This is a genomic window from Streptococcus sanguinis SK49, from assembly GCF_000212815.1.
In the GTDB taxonomy this organism is placed as follows: Bacteria; Bacillota; Bacilli; order Lactobacillales; family Streptococcaceae; genus Streptococcus; species Streptococcus sanguinis_C.
Window position 1 is genome coordinate 222,870 of the sequence record NZ_GL890985.1, and the last position, 22,624, is coordinate 245,493.

The window sequence follows — 22,624 nt, forward strand, 5'->3', positions numbered from 1 at the left end:
AAATAAATGGCAAAGAAACAAAAAAAATTAGACGAAATCTCAAAGAAATTCGGTGATGAGCGCCAAAAAGCCTTGGATAATGCCCTGAAAAACATTGAAAAGGACTTCGGTAAGGGAGCCATTATGCGTCTTGGCGAGCGGGCAGAGCAAAAGGTTCAAGTCATGAGTTCAGGCTCTCTGGCTTTAGATATTGCTCTTGGTGCTGGGGGTTATCCTAAGGGACGGATTATTGAAATCTATGGTCCGGAGTCTTCTGGTAAGACAACCGTTGCTCTTCACGCAGTTGCTCAAGCGCAAAAAGAAGGTGGTATCGCAGCCTTTATCGATGCTGAGCATGCTTTGGATCCGTCATACGCGGCTGCTCTGGGTGTTAATATTGATGAGTTGCTGCTGTCTCAACCGGATTCTGGAGAGCAAGGACTGGAAATTGCCGGTAAGTTGATTGATTCAGGTGCGGTGGACTTGGTGGTTGTGGACTCCGTTGCAGCCCTTGTACCGCGTGCAGAAATCGATGGCGATATCGGCGACAGCCATGTCGGCTTGCAGGCTCGGATGATGAGCCAGGCTATGCGCAAACTGTCTGCTTCTATCAACAAAACGAAGACGATTGCGATTTTCATTAACCAGCTGCGTGAAAAAGTTGGCGTTATGTTTGGTAATCCTGAAACAACACCAGGTGGCCGTGCACTGAAGTTCTATGCTTCTGTCCGTCTGGATGTCCGTGGTAATACTCAAATCAAGGGAACTGGTGATGAGAAGGATACTAATGTTGGTAAAGAAACCAAGATCAAGGTTGTTAAAAATAAGGTAGCTCCGCCATTTAAAGAAGCCTTCGTGGAAATCATGTACGGAGAAGGTATTTCTAAGACAGGTGAGCTGATTAAGATTGCGACTGATTTGGATATCATCAAAAAAGCTGGTGCTTGGTACTCCTACAATGATGAAAAGATCGGTCAAGGATCTGAAAATGCTAAAAAATACTTGGCTGATCATCCAGAAGTCTTTGACGAAATTGACCGCCAAGTTCGTGTACGTTATGGTCTGATTGAAGGCGATGACTTGGCAGAAGCGGTTGGCAGCAAGGCTGACAGCCCTGTAGAAACGATGGAAGAAGTGACTCTTGATTTGGACGATGCCATCGAAATTGAAGAGTAATTTTGCAAAATAGGTCGCAAGACCGATGGTTTTTGTGATATAATAGACTACGATATTAGTATCGTGTAGCGAAAGGAGTACTTACATGATCACAATCTATACTGTCTCAAGTTGTACTAGTTGTAAAAAAGCAAAAACCTGGCTAAACGCTCATCAATTAACTTATAAAGAACAAAATTTAGGCAAAGAAGGCATCACCAAAGAGGAACTTCTGGATATTTTAACCAAAACAGAAAATGGTATCGCGAGCATTGTTTCATCAAAAAACCGCTATGCTAAAGGTTTGGGTGTTGACATTGAAGAATTGAGTGTCAATGAAGTTCTTGATATTATCATGGAGACCCCGCGTATTTTGAAAAGTCCTATCTTAGTGGATGATAAACGTCTCCAAATTGGTTACAAAGAAGATGATATCCGTGCTTTTCTGCCACGTTCTGTTCGCAATGTTGAAAATGCAGAAGCTCGTCTGCGTGCAGCTCTCTAATCTTTGAATATAACTGAAAGAGTCGGGAAGAGAATCTCGGCTCTTCTTTTTGTTCAGGTTGACAGAGGCTTTGGCGACTGGATGGATTGACAAGGAGCAGAACTGTGATACAATATCTCTGAGGAGGATGAAAGATGAAGAAAATTTTATTAGGACTGGGATTGAGTGTGGCGTTGTTAGCAGGCTGTGGACATAAAAAGACAGAGACGAATTCGAATGCGGCTGACAAGAAAGAAATCAGCAATAATCTGCCTATCATTGATAATGCCAAGCAGCAGGAAGTGATTACTCGGACACTTGTTTTTCCAAAGGATGAAAGAGGAAACCAGCAGAGTCAGACAGTGACTTATCAGGGAGAGCATTTTAAACGCTTGGTTATTGAAAGGTTGACTGCTACTGATGCTGAGATGAAAGAAGCTATCAAGCAGATGGGGCTGGAGGAAGCACAGAAGTCGCTCAATGAGTCACTGGAGCAGGATGCAGACTATGTGCAGGCTCGTGGACTTCAAGGTTTTAGCGGCTCAGTCACTATTTTGAATGAGAATGAGCTAAAAATGACTTCCACCTATGATTTTGAGAGTCTAGATATCGAAAAAGCGGCAGCTATGCCTTATTTTCAAAATCTCAAGCTCAAAGAAATGATTAAGCTGACGCCAGAAGAATACATCAACAATCTCCTGATGAATGGAGCAGAAGAGCAGAAATAAGCTGCTCTTTTTTATTACATTTTAATGACAGAGTGACAATCAGTTTGACAGCGCTTTTTTAATCATGATATGATGTAGTTAACTTATTGTTTAAGGAGTTAAGAGATGAAAAAAGTATTCATTTACTTATTTGCTACTCTATTATGCTTAACCGCTTGTGGTCAAAAGACTGAGCCAACTGTCAATCATTCAGACCAGCAAAAGACCGATAAAAGCGTTGTCGAGAAATCAGAGAGTATTACCAAATCTTATCAAACGGATCAGGTATTTGAGGGAGGGAAAGAAACCAGAGTTCTAACCCTTACATACAAAGGTTCTGAGTATGAAAAAGTTATTCTAAGAATCAATAGGACTATTCCTGCTAATATCAAAGAAACGATGGGAGAGGATGGTATTTCATCAGCAAAAAATGAATTGTTAGAGACAGCAGAAAGTTTACTTGGATTGGATAAAATTGAAACAATCAATGGCATTGATATGCGTGCAGATGCTACATCAGATGAATTTTTATTTGTGATTAGCGTAAATCCTAAAGAGCTCGATTTTGAAGCTGTTAAACAAATTCCAACTTATGGGGAACTTTTTGGTCAAATTCAGACTTTGAGCCCAGAGGAGTTTTTAAATAATTTTAAGGGAGAGAGTGGTGTAGAGGTACCAAATCTTTCTGAATAACATTGCCTCTATCCATTCTGCAAAGAGCAGCTTTTAGAGGCTGAAAGTTGGAGCATACAGATATCATTGAAGAATGAATTAAATTTGTGAAAAGCCTTTAATTATGCTATAATAGGGATATTCTAAAGAAAGAGGGTGTAATTGTGGGATTTACAGATGAAACAGTACGTTTTAATCTCGATGATTCAAATAAAAAAGAAATTAGCGAGACTTTGACCGATGTCTACAAGTCGCTCAATGAAAAAGGATACAATCCAATCAATCAAATCGTGGGATACGTACTTAGTGGTGATCCTGCGTACGTACCTCGCTATAACAATGCCCGCAATCAAATCCGCAAATACGAGCGCGATGAGATTGTTGAGGAGTTGGTTCGTTATTATTTGAAAGGACAAGGCGTCGATCTCTAATGAGAATTATGGGATTAGATGTGGGCTCGAAAACGGTTGGGGTTGCCATTAGTGATCCTCTTGGTTTTACGGCTCAAGGACTGGAGATTATTCCGATCCATGAAGAAAAGGGCGAATTCGGCCTAGAGCGCTTGGGTGAGCTGGTTAAAGAGTACAAGGTTGATAAGTTTGTTATTGGTCTGCCTAAGAATATGAACAATACCAGCGGTCCTCGAGTGGAGGCCAGCCAGGCTTATGGCCAGCGGGTTTCTGAGCTGTTTGGTCTGCCGGTTGATTATCAGGATGAGCGTTTGACGACGGTGGCTGCTGAACGCATGCTGGTGGAGCAGGCGGACATTAGCCGCAGCAAGCGTAAGAAAGTTATTGATAAGCTGGCGGCGCAGCTGATTTTGCAGAATTATCTGGATCGGAATTTTTAGAAAAGAAATGAAGGAGACACTAGTATGACACATGATCATAACCATGACCACGAGCATGAAGAGCGTGAATTAATCACCTTGGTTGACGAGCAAGGGAACGAAACTTTATTTGAAATTCTTTTGACCATTGACGGCAAGGAAGAGTTTGGCAAGAATTATGTTCTTTTGATTCCGGCCAATGCGGAAGAAGATGAGAATGGTGAAGTAGAGATTCAAGCTTATTCCTTTACCGAAAATGAAGATGGTACAGAAGGCGACCTGCAGCCAATCCCAGAGGACTCAGATGCTGAATGGGATATGATTGAAGAAGTCTTCAACAGCTTTATGGAAGAGTAAGACTGGCCTAGTCTCGTTTCCAAAAATGGACAAGTGCAGGCAAGTGCTAGCTGAATTTGACAGATAAAGGAAGTAGCCAAGGCTTGGCTATTTTCCATCTCGTATCATAAAGATTAGAAAGAGGAGCGAGTTGCAATTCAGATTTGAATTCTGCTTCGCTGCTCTTTTTTGGGTAAGAAAATGAATGAAATTGAAGAATGGCTGAATAGCCGAATTGGTCTAAACTTTCGTTCGGGTCTAGGGCGGATGCAGCGGGCTGTAGCTCTTTTGGGAAATCCTGAGCAGAGTTTTCCAACGATTCATGTAACGGGTACAAATGGCAAAGGCTCTACTATTGCTTTCATGCGTCAGCTGTTTGCGGGGCATGGTCGCAAGACAGGGAGTTTTACCTCGCCTCATATGATTAGTATTCACGATCGGATTTGTATTAACGGTCAACCGATTGCTCCAGCTGATTTTATCCGTCTGGGTCAAGAGGTGCAAAAGATGGAGCAAGAACTGCTCAAAAGTCATGACCAGCTGTCCTATTTTGAAATTCTGACCTTGATTGCCTTTCTCTATTTCAAGGAGCAGGAAGTGGACATAGCCCTGATTGAGGTGGGGATCGGCGGACTCTTAGACACGACTAATGTCATTACGGGAGATATTGCGGCCATCAGCTCCGTAGGCTTGGATCACCAAGAGACTCTGGGAAAGAGCTTGACAGCGATAGCAGAGCAAAAGGCAGGGATTTTCAAGCCAGGGCGGCCAGCGGTCATCGGGCCGCTGCCAGAAGAGTCACGATTGGTTTGTGAGCAGCGAGCTCAGGAGCTGGGAGTAGAACTCTATCAATATGGTCGCGATTTTTCTCTGGCAAATCAGACTTTTTCCAATTCGACTATGACCCTATCCAATCTTGAACTGGGCCTCAAGGGAGGCTATCAGGAGGAAAATGCAGCGCTGGCTTTGCAGGCATTCCTGCTCTTCATGCAGCAGCAGGGCTGGGAAGTAGATTCTGCTAAGATTCGGACGGCCTTGCAGGAGACTCGGTGGGCAGGGCGTTTGGAAGAAGTCAGTCCAGGTATTTATCTTGATGGGGCCCATAATCTTCCTGCACTGGAAAGGTTAGTGGAGTTTATCCAGAGCCAGAAAGATAAAGAGTGCTTGCTTCTTTTTGGTGCTCTCAAGCGTAAGGACTATAGCACTATGCTAGCTTATCTGCGAGAGGTTCTGCCAGATGTTCAGTTGACGGTTACTTCCTTTTCTGATGGAGATTCCCTTGGTCAAGCTGAAGCGGAAGGCTTCTTATACATAGAGGATTATCAGCACCTCATTCAGAATTTTCAGGAGAGGCAAAACGATAATCAGCTACTTTTCATTACGGGATCCCTCTATTTTATTGCAGAAGTTAGAGCTTATTTGACAAGTTTATAAATTGACCGCCAGAGTCTCGCTTTGGTACAATAAAGACAGAAGAAAAAGGAGAATACTATGGCAATTTCTAAAAAGTTAACGATTTCAGGTCTAACTGCTGCGGCTGTTTTGGCCTTGGCAGCCTGCGGTTCTAATCAGAACCAGACGGCACCTTCCTCTCAGTCTCAGTCAGTCGCTTCCGGTAAGCCAGCAGAGTCTTCGTCAGTAGCTAGCACGTCTAGTGCGGTCAATAACAGCTCATCTGCTTCAGCATCCTCTTCCGAGCCAGCAGCCAATGGCGAGCTGGATGGCAGCTACCAGACAAGTCATGAAGGCGATCAGCTGACCTTGCAGATTTCAGGCACCACTGGCCAGCTGACCAAGGTTGAGGCGGATGGTGAGCAGGAAATTGAACAAGTTCAGATTGATGCTACCAACCAGACCATGATCATTGGGGATGACGTCAAACGCTATCGCATTGAGGGCAATCAGTTGACAATCGAGGACCTTTCCCAAGAGCCTTATGATGACGACACACTGGTCTTTACAAAACAATGATGAAAGAGCCCTGTCTTAAATAGGGCTTTTCCTTTTATCAGTTGTAATCTTGTATTGAGATTTTGAGGATATCGGTGTTCAAATGCTGTTCTTGATTTTTCATCAGCTAGAAATACGATTTGCATTGATATAAACGTTGTTTTAAGGCAGTTTTACTGATATACTAGAATATATGCAATGAGATAGGAGAGTGTATGACTTTCAGGAAATTCCGCTTATTAATGTCAAAATACGGTTTCAGCATCATTATTATGCTGCTGGAGCTAGCCTTTGTCTTTGTTGCGTTCTTCTATTTTAATGAGATTGCACCCAACTGGCTGTCAGTGGCGATGATTGTTTTCCTGTATATTGGGACTATTTTAGCGATTGTCAACCGCAATATGCCGCCTGAGAGTAAGGTGACTTGGCTCCTGATTGCTGTGGTGCCAGTCTTTGGCTTCCTGCTCTATCTGATGTTTGGCGAGCGGCGGCTGTCTAAAAAAGAAATGATCCAGCTGGAAAATATGGACTCTATGAAATTTCGAGAGGACAATAGCTATGAACTCCGTGTCCAGCTGAAAAAAGAAAACAAGTCAGCCTACGGTATTATCAAATCACTGCTGAGTATGGACAATAATGCGGATGTCTATGACGGTACAGCTTCTCGCTATTTTCCTATCGGAGAGGAGATGTTTGAGTCCATGCTGGCTGATCTGCGGGCTGCTGAGAAATTCATTTTTCTGGAATTTTATATCATTGATGAAGGTCTGATGTGGGACAGTGTTCTGGAAATCTTGGTCGAAAAAGCTGCGCAGGGAGTTGAAGTCAAACTGCTCTATGATGATATTGGCTGCATGGCTACTTTGCCGGGTGATTATACGCGTAAGTTGCGTAAGATGGGCATCGAGGCTTATAAGTTTAACAAGGTGATTCCGCGAATGACGGTATCCTATAACAACCGTGACCACCGCAAGATTTTGGTCATTGATGGTCAGGTTGGCTATACTGGCGGCATCAATCTGGCTGACGAGTATATCAATCATATCGTTCGTTTTGGTCACTGGAAAGATGGCGGTGTGCGCTTGGAAGGTCGGGCGGTCAAGGCTCTGACGCGGCTCTTTCTCATGAACTGGTACATCAACCTCGGGGAAATCACAGATTTTGACAAGTACCATCTGGAAAATAAAGCTGTCGAAGGTCAAGGGCTATACATTCCCTATGGCAGCGGGCCTAAGCCTATTTATAAGGGTCAGGTTGGCAAAACAGTCTATCAAAATATCATCAGTCAGGCTACGGACTATGTCTACATTACCACGCCTTATCTGATTATTGACTATGACCTGACGGAGGATATCAAGAATGCTGCTATGCGGGGAGTGGATGTCCGCATCGTGACTCCTTTCATTCCGGACAAGAAGCTGATTCAGATTGTTACCCGCGGAGCCTATCCGGATCTGATGGAAGCAGGGGTTAAGATCTTTGAGTACACACCAGGGTTTATCCACAGTAAGAACGTGGTGGCTGATGATGAATTTGCTGTGGTAGGGACGATTAATTTTGACTACCGCAGTCTGGTGCACCATTATGAAAATGCAGTTCTGATGTACCATACGGAGAGTATCCCAGCTATCAAGGAAGATTTTGAAGCCATTTTTGAAGCTTCTGAGGAAATTCTTCCTGAAAATCTTGATAGCAGCTGGTATCGTCGCCTTATCAAAGAAATCATGCAGCTCTTTGCACCTATGCTCTAATGCCGGAGGAGGGTAAGTTCTGCAGAAATATACAGAAAATCTGAGGCGGAAGTCTCAGATTTTTGTTTGTGCTTTTGCTAATCGTGCTGAGATGTGTTCTTGTTATTTTTGCTTTTATATGGGGACGGATTTTTGCTCTGTTTTTACGAATGTAAAAAATAAAGGAATTTTTTAAGATGATAATGGAGAAAATTTCCAGTCAGCCGCTTGCTTATGAAACGAGAGAATATCGCTGTTTTCGGGAATTGGAGGAGCTGGCTAGAAGCTATAATACTCAGAAGAAGGGGCAAGAGAAAGCTGACAGGAGGACAGGAATTTGATATACTAGATGGGACTGATATCAAGGAGAATATTTTATATGCATGATACAACGGAAGAAAAAGTTTTAGAGGTTTCAGAGGAGCAGCTGACTAGGGCTGAAAGGTCTGAGCAAAAAATTACCAAGCCAGAGCCTACGCCCTATTTTTTGACGCTCTTGTGCAGTTTGGCTATCAGCCTGCTGAGTGTGGTCAATCCTTTTTTGACCAATCTAGCAACGAATTTACAAAGTCAGAACCTCTATGCCGGCTGGGCCATGACTCGGGGGCAGGTGCCTTATTCGCAAATATATGGGACTAGTGGTCTGCTTTACTATCTGATGGCTTGGACTAGCAGTCTGGCTTTTGGACAGCTTTTGTGGATGGTCTTTCAGACGCTGGCTCTGTGGCTGGCCGGACTTTTCCTGTACAAGACCTTGGTGCTCTTACAGCCTAAACAGGATTTATCGCGCAGCCTCCTGCTGCTCTTTTACCTGCTAGTCTTTGCCCTTGGATTTGGCGGTCTTTATTCTAGTATTTTTGTTCTGCCCTTTATTTTTTGGAATCTATCTTTTTTGGTGCGCTATCTGCAGGATTCAATCAAGGATGAAAAGTTCATTCTTTATGGGGCTTTCGGAGCCCTTGCTTTTATGATTGATCCGGTTTCCAGCCTAGTCTTCTATTCTTTGACTGCTCTGGTACTTTTGGTCTACAATATCGCAGCCAAGCGTGCGGCTCGAGGCTTCTATCAGCTTTTAGCTGGTCTCTTTGGCTTCTCAGTGATTTTTTATCCTATTGGCTACTTTACTGTTGCCAATCAAACCTTTGGCCAAGCCATTAGTCAGGTGACCTATGCTTGGGATTCTATTAGCTTGATTGGCAGTCATAGTCTTTCTAATTTGATTTATTATGGCTTGCTGACGGTCGGTCTAGGTTTCATTTCTGCTTTGGGTATCAATCTCTTTTCAAGAGAAAAGGGACAAGCAACTAGCTTGCGCGTCTTGCGCTTTATCGGTCTGCTAGGGCTCTTCATTACTGTCTTTGCGGCTTTTATCCTGCCAGATCAGGGCAGTTATCAACTGCTTCCGGCCCTACCTTTTGCCATGATTCTTTTTGCTTTGTGGTTCAATAAAGGCAAGCAGCAGGCACCAGGGCGTCATCGCCGGGATCGCCGTCGTCCTACGATGTGGACTTCCTATCTCTCAGGCCAGTTCTTTCTGCCGCTCGTAGCCATTTTCTATCTGATTGGCTATCCTTTGGTGAATGAGTATATCCTTTCCAGCGGTGTCTCTGCTGAAAGAAGTGAGGCAGCTCAGTACATTAAGGAAAAGACCAAGGACGGGGATACTATCTATGCTTGGGATACCTCGGCTAGTCTGTATCAAAAGAGCGGCCGTCTATCTTCTGTCTCTCTCTTGTCTCCAACTTTGTATGTGGGAACGGCTGAAAATCGTTTGGGTCTTCAGAATGGACTGGAAAACAGTCAGCCCAAGTATATTTTGGTTAACAATGATGTCAAACTGCTGTCGGATGTGAAACAGCTAATTTCCAAAAATTATAAAGAATCTGACCTCAAACTCGACCATTTCAAGCTTTATCAACTTAAGTAGTAAAAAATCAATATGTTGTGTATAAAAAGAAAAAATAACTTTTTTGCCACAACATATTGATTTTTAATTTTAACGTGCTATAATGAGTCTTGTATCGACTTATTTATAAAATACTGTTCTTTGGATGAACTGCTGTCGGAGATTTCTTGGAAATTTCTTCGCAAGCGATAGGTTTAAAGAGACTTGATTTGTCCTAAGGGCAGAGAAAAGGATGTGTTCGTGATGATTTTAAGGGAAGAGAAGTTTGAAACTGCTCCAGCGATTTATGTGGAGAAGCGGGATGGCCGCAGAGTGGCTTTTGATGTATCAAAGATTTATAAGGCTATGGTGCGGGCAGCTCAGGAAGTCGGTCCGTTGAATCCGATGCTGGAAGCCAAGCTGGAAGCTATCACAGACCGCATTGTGGCAGAAATCAGCAGTCGCTTCGCTAAGTATGTCAAAATCTATGAGATTCAGAACATCGTTGAGCATGAGCTTTTGAATGCCAAGGAATATGCCATTGCAGAGAACTACATCACTTACCGCACCCAACGGGATTTTGAGCGTTCAAAAGCGACTGATATCAACTTTACCATTGACAAGCTCCTCAACAAAGATCGCACGGTGGTCAATGAGAATGCCAATAAGGACAGCGATGTTTTCAATACCCAGCGGGATTTGACAGCTGGGATTGTTGGCAAATCCATCGGCCTTAAGATGCTGCCGCCTCATGTGGCCAATGCCCACCAGAAGGGGGACATCCACTACCATGATTTGGACTACAGCCCTTATACACCTATGACAAACTGCTGTCTGATTGACTTTGACGGCATGTTGAAAAACGGCTTCAAGATTGGCAATGCAGAAGTAGAGAGTCCCAAGTCTATTCAGACTGCGACAGCGCAAATCTCGCAGATTATTGCCAATGTGGCTTCCAGCCAGTACGGCGGCTGTTCGGCCGATCGGATTGATGAAGTCTTGGCGCCGTATGCTGAGCTTAATTACCAAAAGCACCTCAAGGATGCAGAGCAATGGGTTTTGCCGGATAAGCAGGAAGAGTACGCCTGGGCGAAGACCAAGAAGGACATCTACGATGCCATGCAGTCGCTAGAGTATGAGATCAATACCCTCTTTACCTCTAATGGTCAGACTCCTTTTACTTCGCTGGGCTTTGGTCTGGGCACCAATCGTTTTGAGCGGGAAATTCAGAAGGCCATTCTCAATATCCGTATCAAGGGATTGGGAAGCGAGCACCGCACAGCAATTTTTCCTAAGCTAATTTTCACCCTTAAGCGTGGGCTCAATCTCGAGCCGGGAACGCCTAACTATGACATCAAAGAACTGGCTCTGGAGTGTGCCACTAAGCGCATGTATCCAGATGTCCTCTCCTATGACAAGATTATCGACTTGACTGGTTCTTTCAAGGTGCCGATGGGCTGCCGTTCTTTCCTGCAAGGCTGGAAGGATGAAAATGGTCAGGAAGTCAATTCCGGCCGTATGAATCTTGGTGTCGTTACTGTCAATCTGCCACGGATTGCGCTTGAATCCGAGGGGAATTTGGATAAATTCTGGGAACTCTTTAACGAGCGGATGAATATCGCTGAAGATGCTTTGGTCTACCGAGTGGAGCGGACCAAGGAAGCCAGTCCAGCCAATGCACCGATTCTTTATCAGTATGGGGCTTTTGGCCAACGCTTGGGCAAGTATGATCAGGTAGACCAGCTCTTTATTCACCGTCGTGCAACGGTTTCCCTAGGCTATATCGGCCTGTATGAAGTGGCAGCAGTCTTTTACGGCGGTAATTGGGAGACTAATCCAGAAGCCAAGGACTTTACGGTTGCTATTGTCAAAGATATGAAGCGTCGGGTGGAAGAGTGGTCAGATCAGTATGACTATCATTTCTCTGTTTACTCAACGCCATCTGAAAGTCTGACCGATCGCTTCTGCCGTTTGGATACAGAGAAGTTTGGCATCGTTCCAGACATTACTGACAAGGAGTACTATACTAACTCCTTCCACTACGATGTGCGCAAGAATCCAACACCTTTTGAAAAGCTGGACTTTGAGAAGATTTATCCTGAAGTGGGAGCCTCAGGTGGCTTTATCCATTACTGTGAATATCCTGTGTTGCAGCAAAATCCCAAGGCACTGGAAGCTGTTTGGGACTATGCCTATGACCGGGTTGGCTATCTGGGAACCAATACACCGATTGACCGTTGTTACAAGTGTAACTTTGAGGGAGATTTTACGCCGACCGAGCGGGGCTTCACCTGTCCAAACTGTGGCAACAGCGATCCCAAGACGGTTGATGTGGTCAAGCGGACCTGCGGTTACTTAGGAAATCCGCAAGCCCGTCCAATGGTCAATGGCCGACACAAGGAAATATCAGCTCGGGTCAAGCACATGAATGGCTCGACTATTAAGTACGAAGGAAATTAAGATGGGAAAGTATCAATTGGATGACAAAGGAAAGGCTCAGGTGCAGCGTTTCCATGAAAAACATTCGCAGGGCGGCAGCAGCAAAAAAGAACGATTAGCCAAACTGCGTCAGCAATTTTTAGAAAAGAACAAGAAACAATAGAAGTCAGAGTGGGGCGCAAGGTGGCCTCACTCTCTTCGTATCAGGAGGTACTATGGAGCTGAGACGACCGGAACTAGGAGACAAGGAAAAGATTTTAGAGATGCTGGCTGACTTTGAAGCAGCTGGTAGCCGACAGGACGGCTTCTTTGGCGGAGCAGATTTTGTCTATGAGGACTGGCTGGAGACGATTCAGCTAGCTGAGGCAGGTCTAAGCTTGCCAGAAGGTTTTGTGCCTTACATCCAACTAATCTCTTTTGCTGCGGATGGTCAGGCTGTGGGCTTTCTCAATCTGCGCTTGCGGCTCAATGACTTTTTGCTCCAAGAAGGCGGGCATATCGGCTATAGTATCCGTCCTTCTGCGCGTGGGAAAGGATTGGCAAAGGAGCAGCTGCGACAAGGTTTGCAAGTAGCCAAAAGTAAAAATATAAAACGAGTCCTAGTAACTTGCGATAGTGACAATGCTGCCAGTCGAGCAGTGATTCTGGCTAATGGCGGAGCTTTAGAGGATATTCGAGGCGGGAAAGAGCGCTACTGGATCGATGTCAATTAAGGAGGGAATATGGAGCTAAGACGACCAACTTTGGAAGATAAAGATGCGATTTTAGAGATGATTGCGGAGTTCGATGAAGCAAAATCCTATATGCATGGTGGCATGGGCTCCACTTGGAAGCGAGCAAAGGATTATGAGGATTGGTTGAAAATTATAGAACAGAAGGAAGATGTGGCAAACTTGCCAGCAGGTTGGGTTGCTGCCATCCAATTTTTGTCCTTTGATGAGACCGGCTTGCCTCTGGGCTTTTTAGCCCTGCGCTTGTCCTTGAATGACAAATTATTTGTAGAGGGTGGGCATATTGGTTATTCTATTCGGCCCAGTCAACGCAGAAAGGGCTTGGCCAAGTTGCAGTTAGAGCTAGGACTGGCAGAGGCTCGAAAGCAAGGACTAGGACGAGTGCTGATTACCTGCGATGAAGATAACGAAGCCAGCCGCCGCACCATTCTCTCCGCTGGTGGAGTTTACGAAAACACAATCGACAGAAGTCAGCGCTACTGGATTGATTTGGAGGATGAAGATGAACAATCCTAAACCTCAAGAATGGAAAAGTGAGGAGCTGAGCAAGGGGCGAATCATTGACTATAAGGCCTTTAACTTTGTGGATGGCGAAGGTGTCCGCAACTCCCTCTATGTCAGTGGCTGTATGTTTCACTGTGAGGGCTGCTATAATGCAGCAACCTGGTCTTTCAACGCTGGCATTCCCTATACCCAAGAGCTGGAGGAGCAGATTATGAAAGACTTGGCGGAGCCTTATGTGCAGGGGCTGACCCTCCTAGGCGGCGAGCCTTTTCTCAATACAGGCATTCTCCTGCCTTTGGTCAAGCGGATTCGGAGAGAGCTTCCGGACAAGGATATCTGGTCCTGGACGGGCTACACTTGGGAAGAGATGATGCTGGAAACAGAGGATAAGCTGGAGCTGCTGAGTCTGATTGATATTCTGGTGGACGGCCGTTTTGACCTTACCAAGAAGAATCTCATGCTACAGTTCCGTGGTTCTTCTAATCAGCGCATCATTGATGTGCAGAAATCCCTTCAGTCAGGCCAGGTAGTCATCTGGGACAAGCTGAATGATGGCCTCCAGGCCTATGAGCAAGTTGACAGGGATAAAATGATTTAAAAAAGAGGTTCTGCCTCTTTTTCTATTTTCAAAAAGGTATAAAATATAAAGTTAGCGAGAACACAGAAGGAATTTACCGAAAATTAATACAGACTGTCCTTTTTTGTCAACAAATTTTGAAAAAAACTTAAATATTTTAAAATATTTGGGTTAATAAAAGTATATTTGTGGTATAATAAAATGTATTTATATTCAGGGAGTAAAAAGGGAGAATTATGAATCACCATAGGAAAATTATGCCTACTTCAAAAAAAGGACGGAAGCTCAGGCTCTTTAATGCCGCCTTGCTTGTATTAGCGGCCATCATTGCAGGCTTATTAATTTTTTCAATATTTAAAAATAATGTTCTAGCATTTCATCACCTAAACCTTATTATAACAGTTGTTCTAGGGGTCGTAGTTCTTCTATCCTCCTTTTTTGTATGGAAAAATATATTTCAAGTTTTCACTCTGATATTACTTTTTTTAATTTTGATTGTAACTTCAGGTGGAATGTATGGTTTAAAAACTCTCATCGACTTGTCGGACGGGGTCAATTCATCATCCAATTACTCTGAAATTGAAATGGGAGTCTATGTCAAATCTGATAGTGAGATTACGGATATCAGCCAGATTCGAAATGTAATGGCTCCAACTGGGAATGGAGATGGAGAAAATATTAATTCTTTAATAGAGCATCTTAAAAAGACCAAGAGTCTAGAAATCTCAGTAACAAGTACCTCATCCTATATTGCTGCTTACAAAGGGCTAGTTAATCATGAGTCAGAAGCAATTGTTTTAAATAATTCTTTTGAAGACATGCTGGCTTCCCATGATGCTGACTATGCTTCAAAGATAAAGAAAATCTATACTTATAAAATCACCCGTCAAGTAGAGACCGGCAAGCGCAGCGATGCTGCTGATGCGGATGTCTTCAATATCTATGTCAGTGGTATTGACACTTATGGGTCTATCTCATCTGTCTCTCGTTCCGATGTCAATATCATCATGACGGTCAATCGCAAGACCAAGAAAGTCCTCTTGACTACAACTCCTCGTGATTCTTATGTGGCGATTGCAGACGGAGGAGCTGGGCAGATGGACAAGCTGACCCATGCAGGGATTTACGGAGTAGATGCTTCTGTCCACACGCTGGAAAATCTTTACGGCATTCGCATTGACTACTACGTTCGTCTGAACTTTACTTCCTTCCTCAAGCTGGTAGACCTGCTGGGAGGGATTGATGTTGAAAATGACCAAGAATTTACCAGCCGACATGGCAATCATCATTTTCCAGTAGGGAAAGTCCATATGAACTCAGACCAGGCATTAGGTTTTGTTCGCGAGCGTTACTCTCTTCAGGGTGGCGACAATGACCGCGGGAAAAATCAAGAAAAAGTTATCGAAGCAGTCATTAAAAAGCTGACTTCAACTAGTGCTTTGAAGAACTACAACGAGATTATTTCCGGTTTGCAGGACTCTATCCAGACCAATATGGAGCTGCCTGTTCTTATGAATCTGGTCAATACCCAGCTGGAGTCAGGTGGAAGCTATCAAGTTCAGTCACAAGCCATCAGCGGAAATGGCCGCATGGATCTACCATCCTATGCTATGCCAGATTCCAATCTCTACATGATGGAAATCCAACCGGAAAGCCTTGATAATGCTAAGGCAGTGATTCAGCAGGTAATGGAAGGGAAAACGCCATGATTGACATCCATTCTCATATTATCTTTGATGTGGACGATGGTCCTAAGACTCTTGAGGAAAGTAAAGAGCTACTTGAGGAAAGTTATCGTCAGGGAGTTCGGACGATTTTTTCGACTTCCCACCGTCGAAAGGGTATGTTTGAGACATCTGAGGAAAAGATTCAAGAGCATTTCCAAAAGGTTAAAGAACTAGCACCACTTATTGCGCCAGATCTTAATATTCTTTATGGTGCAGAAATTTATTACACTAGTGATGTTTTAGAAAAATTAGAGCAGGGGTTACTTCCTACATTAGGAGAAACCCAATATGTGTTAATCGAGTTTAGTATGGCGACTCCGTATAAGGAGATTCATACAGGTTTGGGAAATATTCTTCGCTTAGGCTTGACACCAGTTGTTGCCCACATTGAACGCTATCATTGTCTGGAACGTGATGAAAGGAAAGTTCAAGAGTTGATTGATATGGGTTGTTATACTCAGATTAACAGCTCTAGTGTTTTAAAACCAAAACTATTTGGCGATTCCTACAAATTTATGAAGAAGCGTGCTCACTTCTTTTTGGAGAGAGATTTAGTCCACTTTGTTGCGAGCGATATGCATAATATAAGTAAACGACCAACTTATATGAAAGAAGCCTTTGACTTAGTTGAAAAAAAATATGGTTCACAACGGGCGACAGCCTTGTTTGGAGCTAATCAGCAGAAACTATTGAACAATGAATTAATTTAGGAGGATTCATGGAAAAGAAAGAAAATCAAATGATGGAAATAGACGTTCTCTCAATGCTTAGAACCTTATGGTTAAAGAAGTTCACCATTGTATTAGGAGCGGTGGTGTTCGCTTTGTTGGCTTTAGGCTATAGCGCTTTTATTGCGCCTAAAGTTTATCAAACTACGACCCGAATCTATGTGGTTAGCCGACAAAACACGACTGAATCGGCTTTGACTAATCAAGATTTGCAGGCTGGTTCTTATTTAGTAAAAGACTTCAAGGAAATTATTTTATCGCAAGCTGTGCTATCTCAGGCAATTAGTGATTTACAATTGAAGATTTCCCCAGCAGAGCTTGCTAAGAATATATCTGTCTCAGTGCCTGTGGATACTCGTATAGTCTCTATTACAGTTAAAAATAAAAGTCCAGAGGAAGCTGCGCGTATTGCAAATTCCTTGCGTAATGTTGCAGCAGAAAAAATTATTGAAGTAACAAAGGTTCCAGATGTAACAACACTAGAGGAAGCTGAAATTCCTAAAGAGCCTTCTTCTCCTAATATTCGCCGAAACATTCTTTTGGGATTTTTAGTTGGAGGACTAGTTTTTGCTCTTGTTATTATCACTGTAGAGTTAGTAGACGATCGAGTGAAGAAACCAGAAGATATTGAGGATATTTTAGGTCTAACTCTTCTAGGGGTTGTACCTGATATGAAGAAAATGTGAGGGAGAGAAAATGGCAGTTTTAGAATTAGTAAGAAAGAGAAGAGACTTAGTAAAGTTAACAGAAGAATACTATAATGCGCTCAGTACTAATGTTCAATTGAGTGGTGCGAACATTAAGGTAGTTGAAGTAACTTCTGTCATGCCGAATGAAGGGAAGTCGACGACATCTACCAATCTAGCGATTGCATTTGCTCGGTCTGGGTATAAGACTTTGTTAATTGATTCGGATATCCGTAACTCTGTGATGTCAGGCGTTTTTAAGAGTCATGGTAAGGTTTTAGGATTGACAGATTTTTTATCAGGGCAGTCAGATGTTAAGGCTATCTTGAATACTACAGATATTGCCAATTTGCATATTATTTTAGCTGGACAGCCTTCCCCTAATCCGACTGGATTGCTGCAAAGTAAGAATTTTGAAATTTTATTAGAAGCTCTCCGTACTCGCTATGATTACATTATCATCGATACATCACCAATTGGGTTAGTTATTGATGCTGCTATTATTGCTCAGAAATGTGATGCAAGTTTGTTAGTGACAGAAGCTGGGGCTGTCAAGCGTAAAGCAGTAGCTAAGGCGAAAGAACAGTTGGCACAGACAGGAACACCGTTTCTAGGTGTTGTACTAAATAAATTTAATGTTCAACTAGAGCGTTATGGCTCCTATGGTTCTTATGGAGGTTATGGGGACTACGGAAATTATGGGAAATAGAAATTCATAAATGTTTAGGATGGTTAGGAGCTTCTTATGTTTAAAGATAGGAAAGAATTTCAAAAAGCAGAACTTGGCTTTATTCAGCTTTTTGTCGTACTCTTTACTGGCTTTTTAGTAAGTCCTTTAAAAGAAACGGAGATTAATCAGTCTAGTATTTTAGTGTTGTCATTACTGCATATCATTGCTTTTTATGCGAGTGATTTCTACTATGAAATATTAAAACGAGGCTATTTAGAAGAATTTATTTTCACTATAAGATACAGCATCTTTTATAGCTTAGCAATTAGTTTTGTTTCTTTTATGATGGAAGATCGATTTTCGATATCTAGAAGAGGACTTGTCTACTTTGTTATTATAAATGCCACGTTAGTTTATTTTGTTAACTTGGCTTTTAAACGTTATCATAAGTCAGTCTATCCCAATTTAAAAAATAGTAAAAGAATTTTTCTAATTACTGCAGGAAATGCTTTGGAAAAAGTTTTTGATCGTTTACAGAGTTCGTCAGATATAGGGGGAAAAATTGTAGCAGTGTCTTTACTAGATGACGCTCCTTTTAGTAGCCCTAATACAAAAAATGTTCCCAAAGAGCAAATTATCTCTTTTGCGACACGTGAAGTAGTAGATGAAGTATTTATTAATCTTCCGAATGAAAGCTACAATATTGGTGAATTCGTTTCACAATTTGAAGCGATGGGAATTGATGTTTCTGTAAATATCAATGGATTAAGTTTTATTTCTATGGGAGAGAAACGGGTTCGAGAAGTTGCGGGTTTGAGTGTAGTCACTTTTTCAACAAACTTTTATAAGTATGGCCATGTGTTAGCGAAACGTATGTTGGATATTATTGGTTCTCTGGTCGGTCTCTTCTTCTGTGGCTTAGTTGCGCTTGTTTTAGTTCCACTTATCAAGAAAGATGGAGGGCCTGCTATCTTTGTGCAGGAGAGAATTGGAAAGAATGGACGACGCTTCAAGTTCTATAAGTTCCGGTCAATGTATACTGATGCGGAGGAACGGAAAAAAGATTTAATGTCGCAAAATACCATGGTCGGCGGAATGTTTAAAGTCAATGATGATCCACGGGTGACCCCTATAGGACGCTTTATTCGTAGAACCAGTTTGGACGAACTACCGCAGTTTTACAACGTTTTGATTGGTGATATGAGTCTGGTTGGGACACGACCGCCAACTGTGGATGAGTACGAGCAATATACACCAGAGCAAAAACGGCGTCTTAGTTTTAAGCCAGGAATCACAGGTCTTTGGCAGGTTAGCGGCCGTAGTCAAATTACAGACTTTAATGAAGTGGTACGCTTGGATGTTGCTTATATAGATGAATGGACGATTTGGTCAGACATCAAAATTTTGCTAAAGACATTTAGAGTCGTATTGGCTAGAGATGGAGCAAAGTAGGAGGAATTGTTTTTCGTAGTTAGGAGGAGTATGAAAAAGTCAGTTTATATCGTGGGATCTAAAGGTATCCCAGCTAAATATGGTGGATTTGAGACCTTTGTTGAGAAGTTAACTTCCTGCCAGGGAAATTCTAATATCCAGTACTATGTGGCTTGTATGAAGGAGAATTCAGCCAAGTCTGGGATTTCAGAAGATATTTTCGAGCACAACGGGGCTATTTGCTATAATATTGACGTGCCTAAGATTGGCCCAGCTCGAGCAATTGCCTACGATATTGCTGCACTAAATAAGGCTATTGAACTAGCTAAGCAGAATCAAGATTCTGAGCCGATTTTCTACATTTTAGCTTGTAGAATTGGACCTTTTATCGGGAGTATCAAAAAGAAAATCAAAGCACTAGGGGGCAAGATACTTGTCAATCCCGATGGCCATGAATGGCTGCGAGCTAAATGGAGCATGCCAGTGCGCAAGTATTGGAAAATTTCCGAGGCGCTGATGGTTAAGCATGCAGATCTCTTGGTTTGTGATAGTGAGAATATCGAATCTTACATAAAAGCAGATTATGCGAGATATGCTCCAAAGACGACGTACATTGCCTATGGGACGGATATAAGCAAGTCTGGGCTGTCTGCTAACGATGACAAAGTTCAGTCATGGTACCGGAAAAACGGAATTACTGAGAATGAGTATTACTTAGTTGTTGGGCGCTTTGTGCCAGAAAATAACTACCAAGCCATGATAAAGGGGGTTATGGCATCTCATTCTAAAAAAGACTTTGTTCTGATTACCAATGTTGAAGAAAACAAGTTTTACAATCAGTTGCTCAAAGACACGGGGTTTGATAAAGATCCTAGAGTTAAGTTTGTTGGGACAGTTTATGACCAGGAATTGCTCAAGTACATTCGGGAGAATGCATTTGCCTATCTTCATGGCCACGAAGTTGGTGGGACAAATCCGTCTCTATTGGAGGCCTTGGCATCTACTAAATTAAATCTCTTATTGGATGTTGGTTTTAATCGTGAAGTAGGTCAGGATAGTGCTATCTACTGGAAAAAAGATGAACTAGCAGATGTGATTGAAAAAGTAGAGGAACTGTCACCGGAAGTAATCGCAGATTTGGATAGAAAATCAAATCAGCGCATTGCGGATGCATTTACCTGGGAGAAGATAGTAACAGATTACGAAAGCTTATTTGAAGGATAGGAAATGAAACGGATTTTATACTTACATGCTGGGGCAGAAATGTATGGGGCAGACAAGGTATTGTTGGAGCTCATTAAGGAACTGGATAAAGATGAATTTGATCCTCATGTAATCCTGCCAAATGATGGTCCGCTAGTAGAGTCTTTGCGACAGGTTGGGGCTCAGGTCAGTGTGTTGGATTATCCGATTTTACGAAGGAAGTATTTTAATCCCAAAGGCATTGCCGACTATATCCGCTCTTATCATTTCTATGCTAAACAAATTGCTAGTTATGCTAAAGAACACAACATTGACTTGGTACACAATAATACAGCGGCTGTTTTGGAGGGCATCTATTTGAAACGCAAGCTCAAGCTGCCTTTGATTTGGCATGTTCATGAGATTATCGTCAAACCCAAAGCTATTTCTGACTTTATCAATATGCTCATGGGACGATATGCAGACAAGATTGTGACGGTGTCCCAAGCGGTCGCTAATCATATCAAGCAGTCTCCCTTTATCAAAGATAGCCAAGTGGAAGTGATTTATAACGGTGTCGATAATGCTGTCTATTATCCAATGGATGCGTCTTCTATTCGTGAAAAATTTGATATTGCGCAAGATGCACTTGTGATTGGCATGATTGGTCGGGTCAATGCTATCAAAGGACAAAATGATTTCATAGAAGCAGTCGAGCCACTTTTGGAAAAGAATGAGCAAGCGGTGGCTTTCCTAGCTGGAGGTGTTTTTCCTGGTGAAGAATGGCGCTTAGAAGAACTAGATAAGAGAATAGCTTCTTCATCTGTTGTGTCACAAATTCATCGTATTGATTACTACGATAAGACTTCTGAACTTTATAATATGTTTGATATCTTTGTCTTACCAAGTATAAAACCTGATTCCCTACCTACAGTAGTCCTAGAAGCCATGGCTTGTTCAAAACCAGTTGTTGGTTATAACAATGGGGGAATAGCTGAAATGGTAGTAGATGACAAAAGTGGTTGCTTAGTCAAACCAAATCGTCCTCAAGAACTTTCTAATGCCATTTCTCTCTTACTAGATAGTTCTGAAAAAAGAGAAAAATTTGGGCGAGTAGGATATCAGAGACAAAAAGAGCTGTTTTCTTTGGAGAGTTACATCAAGAACTTTTCGGAGTTGTATAAAACAGATAGAAAAGATTAGTTATGAATAAAATAGATTTTGTTGTTACTTGGGTTGATGGGAATAATCCTGTGTGGCAAGAAAAAAAATCAATCTATGATGGCTCGGTTAATACTTCTAAACAGAGTATGAATTCAGTCAAGGCTTACCGAGAATGGGGGACCTTTAAATATTGGTTTAGAGGAGTTGAAAAATTTGCTCCTTGGGTCAATAAGGTCTACCTCGTGACCGACCAGCAAAAGCCAAGCTGGTTAGATATAAATAGTGAAAAATTGGTGTTGGTAGATCATACAGAGATTATCTGTAATGACTACCTGCCAGTTTTTTCTGCCAATCCTATCGAAAGTAACATCCATCGAATCCCTGGTCTCTCAGAGCATTTTGTTTTTTTTAATGACGATATGTATTTGACAGCTCCAGTCGAGCCGACAGATTTTTTCTCAGAGGATGGTTTACCCAAATATAATACGGCTCTTTCACCGATTATTCCTGAGCGATATGGAACGGGGAATTTTCAGATAAATGACATGGAGATTGTCACTAGCTATTTCAGTCGAAATGAAATTTTGAAGAATGGCCAATTCTTTGATCCAAAGCAGGGATTAAAAAGTATCGTTAAGTCGCTACTATATAGAAACAGTCGGTTTATCTGTGGTTTCTGGGAGAGTCATCTGCCCTATCCTCTACTAAGATCAACGATGAACTTGGTATGGGAAAAGGAAAAAGCTGTCTTGGAAAGAACCTCGGCTAGTCGCTTTAGAAATCCTTCTGATACCAATGTTTGGCTCTTTAAGTATTGGCAGATTGCCAGTGGTCAATACGCTGTCGGAAATCCTAAGTTGGGGGGACTCTTTTCTTTGGATAATGCCGGACCAGATTTTTGGAAGATACTAAATTCTGGCAAATACCAAATTATGTGTATCAATGATGGATTTAACATTCAAGACGAGGAGCAGGTGATGACAGACTTTATCAAGGCTATGGATCAACTGCTTCCAGATAGAAGCTCATTTGAGATTTAAACTGTAAAACTAAGTAAG

General features: G+C 42.4%; 25 protein-coding genes. All 25 read left to right on the forward strand.

The features are described 5' to 3' along the window. Positions 1-6: 6 nt before the first annotated feature. The 25 genes from recA to HMPREF9380_RS09710 all read left to right on the forward strand — a co-directional run bounded on the left by recA (position 7) and on the right by HMPREF9380_RS09710 (position 22,606). Positions 7-1,155: a recombinase RecA gene (recA, locus tag HMPREF9380_RS09820; protein ID WP_002931868.1), complete on the forward strand. Its 1,149-nt coding sequence runs from the start codon at positions 7-9 to the stop codon at positions 1,153-1,155. An 85-nt stretch (positions 1,156-1,240) separates the two neighbouring features. Continuing rightward, complete coding sequence (spx, locus tag HMPREF9380_RS09815) at positions 1,241-1,639, forward strand: transcriptional regulator Spx (protein WP_002931870.1); 399 nt, start codon at positions 1,241-1,243, stop codon at positions 1,637-1,639. Between the two features lie 134 nt (positions 1,640-1,773). After that, entirely contained in the window at positions 1,774-2,346 is a 573-nt protein-coding gene (locus HMPREF9380_RS09810; protein ID WP_002931872.1) for an SP0191 family lipoprotein, read from the forward strand. A gap of 105 nt (positions 2,347-2,451) precedes the next feature. Then, a complete protein-coding gene (locus tag HMPREF9380_RS09805; protein ID WP_002931873.1) occupies positions 2,452-3,018 on the forward strand; it encodes an SP0191 family lipoprotein in 567 nt (188 codons plus the stop codon). 143 nt (positions 3,019-3,161) lie between these two features. Continuing rightward, on the forward strand, positions 3,162-3,428 hold the full coding sequence (locus HMPREF9380_RS09800; protein WP_002894075.1) for an IreB family regulatory phosphoprotein: 267 nt from the start codon (positions 3,162-3,164) through the stop codon (positions 3,426-3,428). Beyond that, a complete protein-coding gene (gene ruvX / locus HMPREF9380_RS09795) occupies positions 3,428-3,847 on the forward strand; it encodes a Holliday junction resolvase RuvX (RefSeq protein ID WP_002894074.1) in 420 nt (139 codons plus the stop codon). Before HMPREF9380_RS09800 ends, ruvX begins: the two co-directional genes overlap by 1 nt. Positions 3,848-3,871: 24 nt before the next feature. Continuing rightward, positions 3,872-4,183 carry a DUF1292 domain-containing protein gene (locus tag HMPREF9380_RS09790; RefSeq protein WP_002894073.1) on the forward strand — a complete coding sequence of 104 codons (312 nt, stop codon included), beginning with the start codon at positions 3,872-3,874 and terminating at the stop codon, positions 4,181-4,183. A 180-nt stretch (positions 4,184-4,363) separates the two neighbouring features. Then, on the forward strand, positions 4,364-5,596 hold the full coding sequence (locus HMPREF9380_RS09785) for a bifunctional folylpolyglutamate synthase/dihydrofolate synthase (RefSeq protein ID WP_032907142.1): 1,233 nt from the start codon (positions 4,364-4,366) through the stop codon (positions 5,594-5,596). Positions 5,597-5,653: 57 nt separating this feature from the next. Beyond that, complete coding sequence (locus tag HMPREF9380_RS09780; protein ID WP_002931875.1) at positions 5,654-6,133, forward strand: SP_0198 family lipoprotein; 480 nt, start codon at positions 5,654-5,656, stop codon at positions 6,131-6,133. Positions 6,134-6,327: 194 nt separating this feature from the next. Then, positions 6,328-7,863: a cardiolipin synthase gene (gene cls, locus HMPREF9380_RS09775; RefSeq protein WP_002931877.1), complete on the forward strand. Its 1,536-nt coding sequence runs from the start codon at positions 6,328-6,330 to the stop codon at positions 7,861-7,863. Positions 7,864-8,039: 176 nt separating this feature from the next. Beyond that, positions 8,040-8,183, forward strand: a complete 144-nt coding sequence (locus HMPREF9380_RS11875; RefSeq protein WP_002931878.1) for a hypothetical protein — start codon at positions 8,040-8,042, stop codon at positions 8,181-8,183. A gap of 38 nt (positions 8,184-8,221) precedes the next feature. Continuing rightward, entirely contained in the window at positions 8,222-9,769 is a 1,548-nt protein-coding gene (locus tag HMPREF9380_RS09770; RefSeq protein ID WP_002931879.1) for a hypothetical protein, read from the forward strand. Positions 9,770-9,991: 222 nt separating this feature from the next. After that, entirely contained in the window at positions 9,992-12,187 is a 2,196-nt protein-coding gene (gene nrdD, locus HMPREF9380_RS09765; RefSeq protein ID WP_002931880.1) for an anaerobic ribonucleoside-triphosphate reductase, read from the forward strand. 1 nt (position 12,188) lies between these two features. After that, the gene (locus HMPREF9380_RS11880) at positions 12,189-12,329 is read left to right on the forward strand and encodes a hypothetical protein (RefSeq protein WP_002902050.1); all 141 of its coding nucleotides are present in this window, start codon (positions 12,189-12,191) and stop codon (positions 12,327-12,329) included. A 52-nt stretch (positions 12,330-12,381) separates the two neighbouring features. Further along, a complete protein-coding gene (locus tag HMPREF9380_RS09760; protein WP_002931882.1) occupies positions 12,382-12,879 on the forward strand; it encodes a GNAT family N-acetyltransferase in 498 nt (165 codons plus the stop codon). A gap of 9 nt (positions 12,880-12,888) precedes the next feature. Further along, positions 12,889-13,413: a GNAT family N-acetyltransferase gene (locus HMPREF9380_RS09755; protein ID WP_002931883.1), complete on the forward strand. Its 525-nt coding sequence runs from the start codon at positions 12,889-12,891 to the stop codon at positions 13,411-13,413. Further along, positions 13,400-13,999 (forward strand): anaerobic ribonucleoside-triphosphate reductase activating protein, encoded by a 600-nt coding sequence (nrdG, locus tag HMPREF9380_RS09750; RefSeq protein WP_002931884.1) that lies wholly within the window; start codon positions 13,400-13,402, stop codon positions 13,997-13,999. The genes HMPREF9380_RS09755 and nrdG overlap by 14 nt, the downstream gene beginning before the upstream one ends. A 215-nt stretch (positions 14,000-14,214) precedes the next feature. Next, on the forward strand, positions 14,215-15,687 hold the full coding sequence (cpsA, locus tag HMPREF9380_RS09745; protein ID WP_002931885.1) for an LCP family glycopolymer transferase CpsA: 1,473 nt from the start codon (positions 14,215-14,217) through the stop codon (positions 15,685-15,687). Then, a complete protein-coding gene (gene cps4B / locus HMPREF9380_RS09740) occupies positions 15,684-16,415 on the forward strand; it encodes a capsular polysaccharide biosynthesis protein Cps4B (protein WP_002931886.1) in 732 nt (243 codons plus the stop codon). Before cpsA ends, cps4B begins: the two co-directional genes overlap by 4 nt. An 8-nt stretch (positions 16,416-16,423) precedes the next feature. Further along, positions 16,424-17,119, forward strand: a complete 696-nt coding sequence (locus HMPREF9380_RS09735; RefSeq protein ID WP_002931887.1) for a Wzz/FepE/Etk N-terminal domain-containing protein — start codon at positions 16,424-16,426, stop codon at positions 17,117-17,119. A 10-nt stretch (positions 17,120-17,129) separates the two neighbouring features. Then, positions 17,130-17,828, forward strand: a complete 699-nt coding sequence (locus HMPREF9380_RS09730) for a polysaccharide biosynthesis tyrosine autokinase (RefSeq protein WP_002931888.1) — start codon at positions 17,130-17,132, stop codon at positions 17,826-17,828. A gap of 36 nt (positions 17,829-17,864) precedes the next feature. Further along, the gene (locus HMPREF9380_RS09725; RefSeq protein WP_002931889.1) at positions 17,865-19,241 is read left to right on the forward strand and encodes a sugar transferase; all 1,377 of its coding nucleotides are present in this window, start codon (positions 17,865-17,867) and stop codon (positions 19,239-19,241) included. 30 nt (positions 19,242-19,271) lie between these two features. Then, positions 19,272-20,444: a beta 1-4 rhamnosyltransferase Cps2T gene (gene cps2T, locus HMPREF9380_RS09720; protein ID WP_002931892.1), complete on the forward strand. Its 1,173-nt coding sequence runs from the start codon at positions 19,272-19,274 to the stop codon at positions 20,442-20,444. A gap of 3 nt (positions 20,445-20,447) precedes the next feature. Then, entirely contained in the window at positions 20,448-21,605 is a 1,158-nt protein-coding gene (locus tag HMPREF9380_RS09715) for a glycosyltransferase family 4 protein (protein ID WP_002931894.1), read from the forward strand. 2 nt (positions 21,606-21,607) lie between these two features. Further along, complete coding sequence (locus HMPREF9380_RS09710; protein ID WP_002931897.1) at positions 21,608-22,606, forward strand: stealth conserved region 3 domain-containing protein; 999 nt, start codon at positions 21,608-21,610, stop codon at positions 22,604-22,606. The last annotated feature ends 18 nt before the right edge of the window (positions 22,607-22,624 follow it).